The sequence below is a fragment of the Lentilactobacillus dabitei genome, from assembly GCF_019061365.1.
Lineage (GTDB): Bacteria > Bacillota > Bacilli > Lactobacillales > Lactobacillaceae > Lentilactobacillus > Lentilactobacillus dabitei.
This window is the reverse complement of record NZ_JAHPPD010000007.1, coordinates 37,710-52,888: the sequence shown is the minus strand read 5'-3', so window position 1 is coordinate 52,888 and position 15,179 is coordinate 37,710. Positions and strand designations below refer to the sequence as shown.

Annotated in this window: 12 protein-coding genes; 3 read left to right on the top strand and 9 right to left on the bottom strand. The window is 41.9% G+C overall.

Annotated elements, in window-relative coordinates; genetic code table 11:
* Positions 1-847: 847 nt before the first annotated feature.
* Positions 848-1,114: a type II toxin-antitoxin system RelE/ParE family toxin gene (locus KTE19_RS02095; RefSeq protein ID WP_217341502.1), complete on the top strand. Its 267-nt coding sequence runs from the start codon at positions 848-850 to the stop codon at positions 1,112-1,114.
* A gap of 257 nt (positions 1,115-1,371) precedes the next feature.
* Here the strand turns inward: KTE19_RS02095 and KTE19_RS02090 are convergent, their stop codons facing one another.
* The 6 genes from KTE19_RS02090 to purB form a co-directional block, all read right to left on the bottom strand.
* A complete protein-coding gene (locus KTE19_RS02090) occupies positions 1,372-2,106 on the bottom strand; it encodes a LiaF transmembrane domain-containing protein (protein WP_217341501.1) in 735 nt (244 codons plus the stop codon).
* Positions 2,107-2,111: 5 nt separating this feature from the next.
* Positions 2,112-2,561, bottom strand: a complete 450-nt coding sequence (locus tag KTE19_RS02085; protein ID WP_217165279.1) for a LytTR family DNA-binding domain-containing protein — start codon at positions 2,559-2,561, stop codon at positions 2,112-2,114.
* Positions 2,562-2,895: 334 nt separating this feature from the next.
* A complete protein-coding gene (locus KTE19_RS02080) occupies positions 2,896-3,909 on the bottom strand; it encodes a LacI family DNA-binding transcriptional regulator (RefSeq protein ID WP_217341500.1) in 1,014 nt (337 codons plus the stop codon).
* Positions 3,910-3,998: 89 nt separating this feature from the next.
* Positions 3,999-5,306: an SLC45 family MFS transporter gene (locus KTE19_RS02075; protein WP_430681867.1), complete on the bottom strand. Its 1,308-nt coding sequence runs from the start codon at positions 5,304-5,306 to the stop codon at positions 3,999-4,001.
* 143 nt (positions 5,307-5,449) lie between these two features.
* Positions 5,450-7,126 carry a glycoside hydrolase family 13 protein gene (locus KTE19_RS02070; RefSeq protein WP_217165272.1) on the bottom strand — a complete coding sequence of 559 codons (1,677 nt, stop codon included), beginning with the start codon at positions 7,124-7,126 and terminating at the stop codon, positions 5,450-5,452.
* A 433-nt stretch (positions 7,127-7,559) separates the two neighbouring features.
* Positions 7,560-8,855 (bottom strand): adenylosuccinate lyase, encoded by a 1,296-nt coding sequence (gene purB, locus KTE19_RS02065; protein ID WP_217165299.1) that lies wholly within the window; start codon positions 8,853-8,855, stop codon positions 7,560-7,562.
* 228 nt (positions 8,856-9,083) lie between these two features.
* Between purB and KTE19_RS02060 the strand changes: the two genes are divergently transcribed.
* Together KTE19_RS02060 and KTE19_RS02055 are read left to right on the top strand one after the other, a co-directional pair.
* Positions 9,084-10,364, top strand: a complete 1,281-nt coding sequence (locus tag KTE19_RS02060; RefSeq protein WP_217341498.1) for an adenylosuccinate synthase — start codon at positions 9,084-9,086, stop codon at positions 10,362-10,364.
* A 189-nt stretch (positions 10,365-10,553) separates the two neighbouring features.
* Positions 10,554-11,525, top strand: coding sequence for a GMP reductase (locus KTE19_RS02055; protein ID WP_217341497.1), 972 nt, complete (start codon positions 10,554-10,556; stop codon positions 11,523-11,525).
* A gap of 559 nt (positions 11,526-12,084) precedes the next feature.
* On the opposite strand, the gene apf is transcribed toward KTE19_RS02055, so the two are convergent.
* The 3 genes from apf to KTE19_RS02040 all read right to left on the bottom strand — a co-directional run bounded on the left by apf (position 12,085) and on the right by KTE19_RS02040 (position 15,123).
* Positions 12,085-12,678, bottom strand: a complete 594-nt coding sequence (gene apf, locus KTE19_RS02050; RefSeq protein WP_054747319.1) for an aggregation-promoting factor — start codon at positions 12,676-12,678, stop codon at positions 12,085-12,087.
* Positions 12,679-12,911: 233 nt separating this feature from the next.
* Positions 12,912-14,312, bottom strand: a complete 1,401-nt coding sequence (nhaC, locus tag KTE19_RS02045) for a Na+/H+ antiporter NhaC (RefSeq protein ID WP_217341496.1) — start codon at positions 14,310-14,312, stop codon at positions 12,912-12,914.
* Positions 14,313-14,568: 256 nt separating this feature from the next.
* Positions 14,569-15,123, bottom strand: a complete 555-nt coding sequence (locus KTE19_RS02040; RefSeq protein WP_217164849.1) for a GNAT family N-acetyltransferase — start codon at positions 15,121-15,123, stop codon at positions 14,569-14,571.
* Positions 15,124-15,179 lie beyond the last annotated feature (56 nt).

Genomic DNA, 15,179 nt, shown 5'->3' with positions numbered 1-15,179 from the left:
TGAATTGACTACTATATTTTGTCACAAGAAAAGCCCCACAATCATTAGACTTACTTGTCTAACAATTGTAGGGCACTTCATATTCAGCGAACTGCGACAAAATGAATTTTATTTGTCACAGTTCTTTTTTTCCAAAATACATATCGCGACACAGCAGGCTTTTCCACTCCCTTTTTGTGAGTTCACAAAAAAATCATAATTTCGCCATTTTTTAGTAATATTTGTCCTGTATATTAAAAGCATGGAAAGAGATAAACAATGTTTATTTCTTCTCACCCCCCAATAATGAGTGATAAATTAATCCCCCCATTAATTTGTTGCTTTTCATATTCATATTCCCCTCAGAATATTGATACTAAAGATAAGGCTTCCCCCGCCTTATCTTTTTTTGTTGTGTGCAAAAGTAAGTGTGCGGAGCAAAGCGGTTAGAAAGCGGAGCATAAGTCTCCTCTGCCAGAAATTCCCGGTTCTGAAATTTTTGGCAGAGTTTTTTATGTGTAGCTTTCTGCTTTGCGGAGCAGTCCTAATCTACATATCCACAGGAATGTTGGAACTGTCCAGCCTTCAATCATGTCTCCTCACCGCCAAAATTGATTGCCAATCTATGATCATAAGGAATAAAATGACACTGACAACTCCGATAATGGTCAACCAATCGAACTGACCGTGAATGAAGCTCACCACTGGATCGACTAGCAAAATAATCCCAGAGATATTTAGAACAACAATTAAGAAGCCACCCATCAATTTTCTACCTATCAAACTGCTCACCTACTTTGAAGGGTTGACCATCGTAAAATAACGTTTAATTTTACCATCATCAAATCATTTTTGAGAAGGAAAAGCAATGAAATACAAGCCCAAATATCAGTCACGTTTCAAAAAACATTATCAAAATATGGTCCGCGCGAATCGCTATTCAAAAGCTGATTTTAGTAAAATCGAGCAACAGCTACTTAACGGTCAGCCAGTCGCCGAAAAATATGACGACCACGTTATCAAAAGTCGCAAACCCCAGCGAGCACTCTTTATTAAGGGAAGTTGGCTACTAATTTATGAAATTGTGGGCGATACGATTCGCTTTTTGGACACCGGCAGACATGGCGAAATTTAGAATGAAATCACTTGTATCCCCATCATATTGATTCCCAGCCGCTTCCCCTGATATGATGATGCATACTGAAGTCCGTTTATTTTCTATATGATTGATTTGAAGGTTACTTGGAATAAGTGAGCCACTTATTTTGCATTGGCACTCACAGCCAATTATTTTTAGCTTTGCCAACAAAATCAGGATCAAATGCAAGCGTCTACCAATTCTTTCGCGTGCATTTGATCCCTTTAATTTTGAGATATTAATGGTTTGACATCCTAAATGTAATAAACTTGCAGACCACCCAGGCTGACTTTCCCCGTTAGATATACAGTTGGGCCGTCATGCGGTGAATCTCTACTAAAAATTTCAATATTACTCATATATGGATCAATATTATTAACGATCTGCCAATCTTTCGGCACAAACAGCTTGATGCCACACATATAGCCGTCCACATTGATTGTTGCTTCATCGCCGGTAATGACGGCCTTATCAAAATACGCCTTAACACCCGACATTGAGGCGTGGATAGTCGCCAATTTAAAATCATTCGATTCAATATAGCGAACTGTATCCCCCATCGAGGCATTAATCGTGGTAGTGGAATGCTCTGATGAATTGATTGTTTCATCGCCCCAATCATCACCATAGTCCCACCCAGATGCCCGCTTCCATGCACGGCCATGATGCCAGTAATAATGTGGGTGAAAAATAATTGACAATCCGATTGTCACCAAAAGTGCAATGCCCAAAATCGACCAAGGAACCATTTTTGTGATTCCAAGTGGAGCCGCGTATAACATACTTAGAAATGCCAGTGAAAAAACGCTCCCAGCAATGTTGAGATCCACTAATGAAGATAACAGAATAATTGCCAGAATGATCGTCATCACGATCGTGAAGATACTAATGTGGAAATTCAACCAGCCCATCCCAACAACCAACCATGCAATGGCGGCCGCTAGAAAAACAATTCCAGCAATCCACCGGTGTCGATTTATTCGATTCATTTCACTTACCCTCTCCTTTCCAGTCGGTCTTTCAAAGGTCGGTAATACCGTCTGGATACATAAACCTGCTTATTGGAATCTTGAAACTTCACCACCACACCCGCTACCGAGCGTGTCAAGGAAAGGATGTTGTGCAAATTGATGATTGCTGACTTGGAAATTCTGATGAACTCCCCAGTCAGCATCATCTCCAGTTCGTATAGCCGGTGATGGATCACGTATTCATCGTCAACCGTATGGGCATGGACTTGCCGATTCTCAGTTTCAAAAAACAAGATATCACTCGGATCAAGGTAATATTCACTATCACCTTTGTAGAAAACCAGCGATTGAACTTCTCTAGTCTGAGCATTAAGAACATCAACCAATTGTGAAACCTCGGCATCATATTTGGGTGTCCTAATGACAATTTCCTTGTTTTGCAGATCATCGTCAATTTCCACACGAACTTTCATGAACACCATCTCTTCCTGGTACAAGTATTATTAGACCATTTATTGGACACTTTGCATAGCTATTTTGGGTAACCGGTAAGTTAGCCCCACTAAGTGGTCACTTTTGAATAATAAAACTGTCTAAGTATTAGTCGGTAAATTGTTTGTGAAGTCAACTCCGATCAGAATTTTATAATGATCAAGTTTACAACAAGCACCGGTTCTCCATCATTAAGCAAAAGCGGCAATGCATTCCAAAATCAGAATGCACTGCCGTTTTTCACTTGAATTCTGAGACCAAATTCCCATTCGCCCTAATCTGTAGCCCAGCTGGGCACTCGATTGCTTGGAATGCTCAATTATTTGTTAAATTGTTGATACTTTGGCGTTCTACAATTTGAACTGGTGTATATTCCTGTTGGATCTTTTTAGCGGCCGGATGCATTTCAATCGATTGGAGATATTTGACCCCCTCAATGCCCATCTTGTAAAAATCTTGGGAAATGCTGGTCAGCTGTGGTTGTACCATTTCACACATCTCTGTACCATCAATGCTTAGAATTGAAATATCGTCAGGCACTTTCAATCCGAGAATTCGCGCTTGATTAAGAAGGCCAACCCCAGCTGCATCACTCCCAGCGATGATGGCTGTTAACTCTGTATGAGCACCGTAGTTTACCATGGCTTGCTTCCCAGCCGCATAACTATAATCGCCAAGTTGAACCCATTGATCCCGTGGAAGAATACCGGCCTCTTTGAGTGCTTGCCGATAGCCAGCTAACCGCAAGCGACCGGTATAAGGATACTTGTCAATTGCAGCCAATCCAATTTTCCGGTGACCTTTATTCAGTAGAAATTGAGTTGTTTGGTAGCCAATCTGCCAATCGTCAGAACTCACAAACGGTAATGCAGGATCATCGAGACTAATTGACAGAAAGCAAAATGGAATTTGAGATTCTTGCAGTAACGCAACATTATCAGCTGCAAGAGCGATCGATAACAACAAAATCCCCCTAACTGGCCGTTCAATCACGGTTAGTAGTGCCTTCTTCTGCTCAACTGGATCAGCACTATGAGAATAAACAATGATCAAATTTAGACCATTTTTCTCAGCTTCAGCTTGAATCCCATCAATAATTTGGCCTGAAAAGCTCGTTTTAACTGAACTCACAACCGCGGCAATTACATTGCTGCGCTGCTTAACAAGTTCCACAGCTGCCCGGTTCTTTTTATATCCTAGTTCTTTAGCAACCTTACGAATTCTCTCAGTCATTGCTGGTCCAACTCCCGGTTTATTCGAGAGAACTCGGGATACCGTCGACGGGGCAACCCCAATTTTTCTCGCGATATCTTTAATTGTGGCTGCCATTCGACGATCTCCTTTCATTCATTTAGTATTAATTCTACCCAAATTTTCGTAAAATGGAATAGCAATTATGTTGAGTGGTGATATCATGCTCACTTACCCTCGTGAACAATATAAACGGAGAAGCCACCGATAACCATCGTAACAAAGCCGATAACCATCATCATTGATTGGCTATTTCCAAGCATTGGAAAAATCAGAAAACTTAACAAGGAGCCAAAAATTTGTGGTAAACAAATTGCGATATTAAATAAACCAAGATAAGCCCCCTCATTTTGACCATCGAGTGACGATGTTAATAACGTAAATGGCAATGTATTAATGGTGAAATTACCAATGCCATATAAGGCAAATGCGGCAAGCGCAATCCATTTATTTCCGGTAGTTGCAGTGATAATAATACTAATTGCGTCGGCAAATAGTCCGAATGAATACCAGAATTTTCGTTGGGTTGGCTTGGTTTTCGCATAGACAAAGCCCCAAAGCAGAGCGGCAACACTATAAAACGCCGTCATTACCCCATACCAATTACCGGCAGCTTGAAAGCCTGCTGAAGCTGGGTCACTTGTATGCCGAATATTATTAGCCATGGCGCCGGTTGCATAGGTCCAAGTATACATAATCCCGATCCAACTGAACAATTGGACAATTGAAAGTTCCCAGAAAGCGCGGGGAGCCGTTTTGACCAAGCTCCAAAGACTAGGCGTTTTGGCAGCCTGTTTTTGTAAATCAATTCCATGATATTTGGCCAGCGTTTTGGGATCATATTCTTTAACATTAAAAATTGTTACAAAACTAGTCACTAACAATACTGCAGCACCAATCAAGTAAGCCCAGATAACTGTCTTTGGTACCTCTCCTTTGGCAGCGGTATTTGACATGCCAAACATTGTCAAAATATAAGGTAACAGTGCGGCTAAAATTCCGCCTGCATAACTGAAAATTTGCTGCCACGACCATACCAAATTTTTCTGATCATTGTTAACCATGTCACCAGCAAGCATTCGGTAGGGCGCCAAACAGATATTACTAAACAAATCCATCAATGCAATGGCAATCGCTGCATATGAAAGTGCTAATAACGAACCATAGCCAAACCCAAAGGATCCGGTAAACGGCAACATAATCATGACGATCACAGCAATCGGTGTTCCAAATAATAAGTATGGAATTCGCCGACCCCAGCGAGTCCAAGTCCGGTCAGAATATTTTCCTAATAATGGCTGGACAATCATCCCTAACAATGGTGGTAATAGAAAGAAGAAACCGAGGCTGTTTGGATTAACCCCAATGGTCTGGGTGATTCGACTCATTTGTGAGCCCTGCAATGTAAATGCCATGTTCACCCCAATACAACCAAACGTCATGGCAAAGATGGTTCTCATCGGTAACGTTGGCATTTGATTGTCGAGAGTACCCTGCTCAGGCGTAGGCGCAGAATCTTCTGGTGAAACGTTGGTAACTTTTGACATATTAATTCCCCCTAAGGATTTAACAGATAATTCAATATTTCTCAATTTAGATTTTAAGGGACGTTCATACTTTAATAAGAGTAAACTTTTGCCTCAAATGGACGCAGGTGATCACCAAGGTCATCCGCGTAATTACTAATTAATAATTTTGCATCTTTTGGAGCATCATAATGACGATTTAAGTCATGTGCTGTGTCATTTAAAATAACTAGTAGGGTCATCTCGGTATTTTTCCGTGTGAAGGCATAGACTTCCTCATCATTTTCATTGCCAGCAACCAATTGATATTTACCGTCAGTAATTACCGGCAGCGTGTGTCGCAACTCAATTAACTTTTGGTAGTAATAAAAGACTGAATCGGGATCTGCGAGCGCTCGTTCGACATTGATCGTTTTATAATTTGAATTCATGTGTTCCCAAGGCTCATGTGCTGAAAAGCCGGCATTTTTACCCGAACTCCACTGCATTGGTGTTCTCGCATTATCTCGGCTATGAAGTCCCAAATATTTGATCATTGATTTACTATCAATGAGATGTTCATCTTCAACGAATTGTTGATAGGCGTTAATCGAGTCAATATCAACATAGTCATCAATTGACTTGAAATATGCGTTAGTCATTCCAATTTCTTCACCTTCGAAGATATAAGGCGTTCCTTGTTGCATGTGAAGCATGGTTGCAAGCATTTTGGCACTAAGCACTCGATTCTCCTCAGTCGAATCATCCCCAAAGCGAGAAACCACCCTCGGCTGATCATGATTATCCCAATAAAGCGAATTCCATGCTGTTCCTGATAACGCTTCCTGCCATTTGGTTAGATTAGCCCGCAAATCTTTCAAAGATGCTTTACGATCTCCCCAACGACCCAACGTTGGATTATCACTGCCATCTAACCCCATGTGCTCAAACTGAAAAACCATGTTAAGTTCCTTGTCATCGAAGTTGGCATATTGTCGAGCTTCAGTTACATTTACACCGGGCATTTCACCGACAGTTACCAAATCATGCTTACTCATCACATTTTGGTGCATTTCCTGCAAGAATTCGTGGATCCGATGACCGTTGGCAACGAGCGGCTCAGGATTAGCATACTTTTCGTGATCAGCTTTTTTACCATCAGGGAGTCCCTTCGGCTTAGAAATATAATTGATGACATCCATTCGAAAACCGTCGACTCCTTTATCAGCCCACCAGTTCATCATGTCATAAATTGAATGACGCATCTTGGGATTTTCCCAATTTAGATCCGGCTGTTGGGGGGCAAATAGATGCAGGTAATACTGATCAGTTTCTTCATCATATTTCCAAGCTGGACCCGTAAAAAAGGATCCCCAGTTATTTGGATTTTCACCATTCTTTCCATCTCGCCAAATGTAGTAATCTCGATATGGATTATCTTTACCCTTACGTGATTCTTGGAACCATTTATGCTCATCCGAAGTATGGTTAACCACTAGATCCATCATAATTTTGAGGCCTAGTGAATGTGCCTTGGCAAGTAATGCATCGAAGTCCGCCATATCACCAAACGTTGGATTAATTGCCTGATAATCAGAAATATCATAGCCATTATCAACTTGCGGTGATTCGTATATTGGACTTAACCAAACAATATCGACCCCCAATTTTTTTATATAATCTAGCCTGCTCGTAATTCCCTTTAAATCACCGATGCCATCATCATCGCTATCTTGAAAGCTTGCAGGATATACTTGATAAATAACAGCATTCCTCCACCAATTGTCCAAAGAATATCACTCCTCTATTCAGTATTTAAAAATTACGCAAACGATTGCGTAATTAATGTAAGCCTTTTCAACTGAATTGTCAATAATTCTTTTAAAAAAAGTTCCACAAGCCAACAATTGCTTAAAATCTGGCTTGTGGAACTTGTATTTTTTTATTGTGATTGGAAAGAAGTTGGACTGGGGTTTAGGACAGCTCCTCCAAGCAGCAACCTGCACGTAAGCACCTCCGAGAAAAATTCCAGAATCAGGAATTCCCCTCGGAGGCGGCTTACGCTCCGGTTGCTAACCGCTTGGATCCGCTCACTTATTTTAGGACAGCTCCTCCAAGCAGGGATCTGCATGTAAGCACCTCGAACAAAAATTCCCAAAACCGGAATTTCTGTTCGAGGAGACTTACATTCCGATCCCTAACCGCTTGGATCCGCTCACTTATTTATTCCAATCCCACTCGGGCAAATATCTCATCCACATGACGAATGTGATAATGATAATCAAAGGCGTCAGCAATTTGATCTTCGCTTAAGGCATCAGTAATCTTCTTATCAGCTTCGACCAAGTCACGGAATTGAACACCTTCATCCCATGATTTTTTGGTCAGTGGTTGAACTAAATCATATGCCTGTTCTCGGGTCATGCCTGAATCAATCAATTTCAACATGACACGTTGGCTATAAATCAAGCCATACGTTAAGCCCATGTTTTTCTTCATTCGTTCTGGGAAGACTGTTAATCGTTCCAAAATTCGGGAGAAACGATGGAGCATGTAATCTAGCAAGATCAATGTATCTGGAATAATGATTCGTTCTGCGGATGAATGCGAAATATCTCGTTCATGCCACAATGGGACATCTTCATAGGCGGTAATCATGTGCCCACGAACCACCCTTGCCAACCCGCAGATATTCTCTGAGCCAATTGGATTCTTCTTGTGAGGCATTGCGGAAGAGCCCTTTTGACCAGCATCAAAATGCTCTTCAACTTCATGAATTTCAGAACGTTGTAAACCACGGATTTCAGTCGCAAACTCTTCCAAGCTGGTGGCAATCAATGCCAGGGTTGAAATATAATCGGCATGCAAATCTCGCGGCAGAATCTGGCTGGTAATTTCCTGAGCATGCAATCCAAGTGAATCACACACATACTGTTCAACAAACGGTGGCACATTGGCAAAAGTTCCAACGGCGCCAGAAATTTGGCCAGCTTCCAATTCTTTTGATGCAGTTGCAAACCGGCGCTTATTCCGATTCATTTCTGAGTACCAACGGGCTAATTTCAGCCCAAAAGTCGTTGGCTCAGCTTGAACACCGTGGGTCCGGCCAATCATGACCGTATCCTTGTACTTCTTCGCTTGCTTAGCGATTACATCGATAAAATGATCAATATCTTCCTTAATAATTTTGTTGGCTTGCTTAATCCGAACGCCATAAGCTGTATCCACAACATCTGTGCTGGTGACACCATAATGGACCCATTTCTTTTCCGGACCAAGTGACTTTGAAACATCTCGAGTAAAGGCAACAATATCGTGATGGGTGACCGCCTCAATTTCAGCGATGCCATCGACATCAAACTTCGCATTCTTTTTAATCTTTTCAACGTCTTCAGCGGGGATCTTACCTAGCTTAGCCCAAGCCTCATCAATCGCAATTTCTACTTTAAGCCATGCGTCATATTGATTATGCAGGGACCAAATTTTGCTCATTTCTGGTAAAGAATATCTATCTATCATGTCGTTTCCTTTCCACTAAATATTAACATCATAATGATAGCATATAGTTCATGTTTTGACCATATTATGGAAGAAATCTTCACGTTATGTTCGTATCCGGATTTAAAGTCGAACTTTAACCGTTTTAACTCCTAAAATTATTAACGTTTTTGTTGATTAATGACTGCCATGTTGGTAGAATTAAAAATGCTGGGTACGGACCTGGCAATAAAATATAGAGGTGTTCATATGTCATCTATTGTGATTGTTGGAAGTCAATGGGGCGACGAAGGGAAGGGTAAAATCACCGATTTCTTCGGCCAAAGTGCAGATATTATCGCTCGCTATCAAGGCGGCGATAATGCCGGTCACACCATTGTATTTAACGGCCATAGTTACCACTTGCAACTGATCCCGTCAGGCATTTTTGACCAGGAAAAGTACAGTGTCATTGGTAACGGCGTGGTGGTTAATCCCAAATCTTTGATCAACGAAATGGACAATTTGAAGAAAGATGGTATCAGCACTGAGAACCTCCGGATTTCCAACCGGGCACAGGTAATCATGCCCTACCATATTCTATTCGACGGCCTGCAGGAACAAAAGAAAGATTCCAAGATTGGAACAACCAATAAGGGAATTGGCCCAGCCTACATGGATAAATACGAACGAATCGGAATTCGAATTGCTGATTTAATTGACAAAAAATCATTTGAAGAAAAACTTCGCAGGAATCTCAAGGCCAAAAATGAATTGCTAGAAAAAATCTATGATGCTAAGCCGTTGGACTTCGATACGATCTTTAATGAATACAATGAATACGCCGATCGGATCCGTCCATACGTCATTGATGCTTCCTATGTAATTAACAACGCATTAGATGATGATAAAAACGTGCTGTTTGAAGGTGCTCAGGGTGTCATGCTAGATGTCGACCACGGGACTTATCCGTTTGTCACTTCTTCGAACCCAAGCGCAGGTGGCGCAGCCGTCGGAACTGGCATTGGTCCTAACCGGATCAAAAATGTCATCGGCGTCTGCAAAGCATACACATCACGAGTTGGCGAAGGTCCCTTCCCAACTGAACTAAAGGACGCAACCGGCGATCACATCCGAGAAGTCGGCCACGAATACGGTGTTGTGACGAAACGGCCTCGTCGAATCGGCTGGTTTGACAGTGTGGTTCTCAGACATTCCGCCAGAGTCAGTGGTTATACCCATTTAGCTCTGAACTGTTTAGATGTTTTAACTGGCATTAAAACTTTAAAAATCTGTGTTGCTTATGAATTAAACGGTCAAAAGATTGATCATTATCCCGCTACTTTAAGGGAACTCGACAATTACAAACCCGTTTATGAAGAACTCCCTGGCTGGGACGAAGACATCACCAAGTGTCACACATTTGATGAATTACCAGCCAATGCCCAGAATTATTTGAACCATGTCCAAAAAGCAGTCGGTGTTCCTTATGCAACTTTCTCGGTCGGCCCTGACAGAGAGCAGACTAATGTTGTTAAAAAAGTGTGGTAGTGTGCGTAGCAAAGCGGTTAGTAATCGGAGTGTAAGTCTCCTTCTCCGGGAATCCCCGATTCTGGGATTTTTGGAGAAGGTGCTTACGCGCAGATTACTGCTTTGCGGAGCACCATTAATCTATGTAACCCAGTGCTTATACGCAGATGCCTGCTTTGTAGAGCTGTCCTAAAACCTCGGAGGTAAATCATGGAAGTATTTGATTACGAAGACATTCAACTTATCCCTAACAAGAATATCATTAAGAGTAGAAGTGAGGCTGACACATCCGTTAAGTTTGGTCCTAAGACATTCAAGATCCCCGTTGTTCCTGCAAATATGGAAACTGTTATTAATGACGACCTTGCTATCTGGTTGGCTCAAAACGACTACTTCTACGTGATGCATCGCTTCCAACCTGAAAAGCGGGAACCATTTATTAAGAAAATGCATTCGCTAAATCTTTATGCCTCAATCAGTGTTGGTATCAAACCTGCGGAATATGAATTTATCGATCAGCTGGTTGCTGACAACCAAAAGCCTGAGTATATCACGATTGATGTTGCCCACGGTCATTCTGATTACGTCATTCAAATGATTCATTATATCAAGGAACAACTTCCGGATAGTTTCTTGATTGCCGGAAATCTTGGAACGCCAGAAGCCATTCGAGAAATTGAAAACGCGGGTGCTGACGCCACCAAGATTGGTATCGGCCCTGGTAAAGCATGTATCACTAAGCTGAAGACCGGCTTTGGTACTGGCGGCTGGCAGTTAGCCGCCCTGCGTTTGTGCTCAAAGGCTGCAAGAAAGCCAATGATCGCTGATGGTGGTATTCGTTATAACGGCGATATCGCTAAATCAATCCGTTTCGGGGCTTCAATGGTCATGATCGGCTCACTTTTGGCTGGTCACGAAGAAACACCAGGTAACCTCATCAGTATTGATGGCAAGAAGTACAAGCAATACTGGGGATCTGCTTCAGAACGCCAAAAAGGCGCCTACCGAAACGTCGAAGGTCGCCAAATGCTGGTACCATACCGTGGTCACATTGCCGACACCTTGAACGAAATGCAGCAAGACCTGCAGTCATCCATTTCATATGCTGGTGGTCGCAAGTTGAATGACATTACTAAAGTTGATTACGTTATCCTTAAAAATTCGATTTTTAATGGTGATTAATTAAATATTAAGCGTCAAAAAAACGGTTTGATGACCATTATGGTTATCGAGCCGTTTTAATTAACCAAATTTTCTTAACGCTGTGAAAAGCATCTCTAGTGTCATCCACGTTTCGTCAGAAAACCGTATATTTACTATCGCACAGTGGAAACGCGCCATTCAAGCCAGCTTTCTCCACGACACAGTGAAAATGCGCTCCGGCGACCCTGATCCTTACTACACAAAGTAAAAGCACCGACGATAAACAAAATACCTTCATCATCGGTGCTTTATCTTAGATTCCGGTTACATCTCTCCCTTATATAGTGGAAACGCGCTCCGACCAACTGATGCTAACTGAATAAAGGCGCCCCAATCAAAATCCAAAACCAGGATTTTAACGGGAATCTCTTATATAACCATAACCGCGTACTACTTTCTCCACAACACAGTGGAAACGCGCCATTCAAGCCAGCTTTCTCCGCTTAATAAAATAACGGTCAACAACGCAAGAAACGCGTTGTCAACCGTTATTCCATTAATGCTCAAAAGCTAACCGGCTTGAAGAGCACTCTATTTTTTAATACCAGCCATTTGCTTGCCAGAATGATTGAGCTGCTGACCATGAACCGTAACGACTTGCTACGTATTGGTTAGCGACCTTTTCCTGGTTTGCTGCTGAATAGTCACCATGAAGATATGAAGCTGATAATTGGTACTTACCTACATATTGCCCGTTACGTGCTGAATATGAACCGCCTGATTCTTTGTTGGCAATCCAAGCTTTAGCACTGCCGCCTGTTGAAGCAGCTGATGAGTAATTTGAAGTATTGTTGTTACTTGCATAATTACTTGATGCTTGAGTAGTTGTTGATGTTTGTGGTTGGCTGTATGAAGTTTGTGCCTGAGTGGTTGAAGCAGCTTGGTTCGTAGTGGATGTTGTTGCGGCTGCTGAATCATTTGCACCTGGAATAGTCAACTGTTGACCAACTGTAATCACATTTGCATCCGAAAGGCTGTTGGCGTTTTCGATTGCATCGACAGAGGTATTATATTGTTGTGAAATACCCCAAACTGTATCGCCGGACTTAACTGTAACTATTGTGGATGCTGAAGCATAAGCGGAACCTGCGAAGAATAAACCAATAGCTGCGGCTGAAGTTGCGAGAATCATAGATAGTACTTTTTTCAAAATTACACACTCCTATATCTGTGTTCTGTGTCTAGATTTTTTGTCGACCTCATCGATCAACAATACATAGTGTATAGTTACGGTGTTACTATGCAATATCGACAGTGTTAAGAAAAAAGGCCCGTGTGTAATTAATGTAATGGTTAGGTAACTTTTGTCAAAGAGCCCAATATAGAGGGTTTTTCCAAAGCGTTTTCAATGCGATTGGGTCAACTTTATGCAGCTTTTTCGGTTTTATTCAAATGTTTCAAACCAATGCCTGTGAAGCCACTCAGAATCGAAAATACTGGTGATGCCAGGCTAAATATCGCAAATGGCAGGTAATGAATCGTTGAAACGCCCAAAGTATTGGCTGCAAAAACGGCAGCAACTCCCCATGGAACCAGATAATTAATCACCGTTCCGCCATCTTCAAGCGCCCGACTCAGCGCAACGGGAGCAAGGCCAGCTTTGGTGAAGGTTGATTTAAACGCATTTCCAGGCAGAATTACCGACAAATACTGCTCGCCAACAAACAAATTGACCCCAATTCCACTCAAGATCACTGCTAAAATGAGTGACCCATTTGAACTCAATCGCTTTGATAATGGCTGCATCACTGCATCAATGATCCCAAATTTCATCAGCAAGCCCCCCAAGGCCAACGCCGAAATAATCAAGGCAATTGTCGCCATCATGCTCATGATGCCGCCCCGTGTCAGTAAGTTGTCCACGCTTTTGTTACCAGTATGGGAAACAAACCCATTGGTTAAAGTATCAACGATCAATTGAATCTTGGTGCCCGGCTTATCCACGTAAATCATCCCAACCGCCACGACAATGTTCATAAACAGCGTCGGGATTGCCGGAATTTTTCCCCAGGCACATAAAAACATCAATAGTATAGGAAGAAATGCCCAAGCCGTGATATTAAAATGAGCGCTTAAGACGTTAACAGTGTGATTAATCACGCGTTCGTCCAATTGCGCATTTGAACGCCCGATAATGAAGAAAACAATTAGCGAGGTCAAAAATGCCGGGATCGTCGACCACATCAAATTACGAATATGGCTAAATAGATCAGCCACAACAACTGCCGATGCCAAATTGGTTGAATCAGACAATGGTGAGGTCTTATCGCCAAAAATTGCCCCAGAAATAACTGCCCCAGCGATCATCGCCGGATTGATGCCGAGCGTAAGCCCCATTCCAAGAAAGGCAATTCCAATCGTCGATACAACGGTAAATGCACTTCCAATCGCCGTTCCCACAATTGTACAGACTAGGAATACCGAGGGTAAAAACCATTCGGCACTAATCATATGGAAGCCAAACACCATCAGTGATGGGATCACTCCCGCTGCAATCCAGGAACTGATTAAAGCTCCAATCAAAATAAAAATAAACATCGGAATAATCCCGGTGGTAATCCCATTAATAATCCCTTGATTGACAGAATCCCACGAAAATCCCCGGGCTTTTGCCCAAACAATGAGTAATAAGATCACAAATAAAATGGGGATTTCTGGTGAAATTTGAAACTTAATCACGCTGATTCCCATAATAATTAGCATGCCCAGCAAGACAATAATGCCTTCAATCAATCCAATTCTGTTGTTTTGGTGCTTTATTTGCATTTTTAGTTCTCCTCAATTCATTTTTTAAGCACAAAAAATCCCCATCACACATAACATGTGACAGGGACGCGCGACCGTTGTACCACCCAAATTCAAGCCCCAAAAGGCTCCTCACTAGATGATATCGGTTCTAGTTATTATCCGGAATTCAACTTTACGTAATTCATAATGATACCCTGATCGATTCGCAGCACCCACCGACTTTCTGACGCCCAGATATCCTTACTACTGATTAATATGAAGTCATGATTCGAAATTAAGCTTCGGTATTACGAACGCCAAAGAACTCTTCAGGGTAATAAACCTTACCACCCTTGTTAAAGAGGCTGCCATCAAATAATGGTTTGATCATATTGGCGTTGAGGTCAATTGATAATGATGAATAAATATCAAAATTATCAGCAGGCACATAATTATTCTTGAAGAAGAAGTCAGAATTATCAATCGCACTCACAGCAGGATAACCTGCTAACTGGGCTCTGGTTTCAAGTTCAGTCACCATTGCTTGGCCAATTCCTTGATCTTGATACTCGCTGCCCACGCTGATCTCAACGATCGAAACGATATCAAATGAATGCCATGGTGAGCTCACCTGAATCGGAATCATCAATGCGTGACCAATCACCTGATGATCTTGATCTTTGGCAACGACTTCAAAGTTATCCCGATACTCAGAGTATGATCGCAAACGGTCAACCATGTCCACCTCGTCACCATCAGTGTTCGGCATATCATTTTTGTAACTATCCGCAATAATCCCACGAACAGCCACATAATCATCTGGCCTAATTGTTTCTACTGAAAATTTCAAAATTTCATCTCACTATCTATCTTTTTATGGTTATTGTTATAATTGTAGCTGAACGA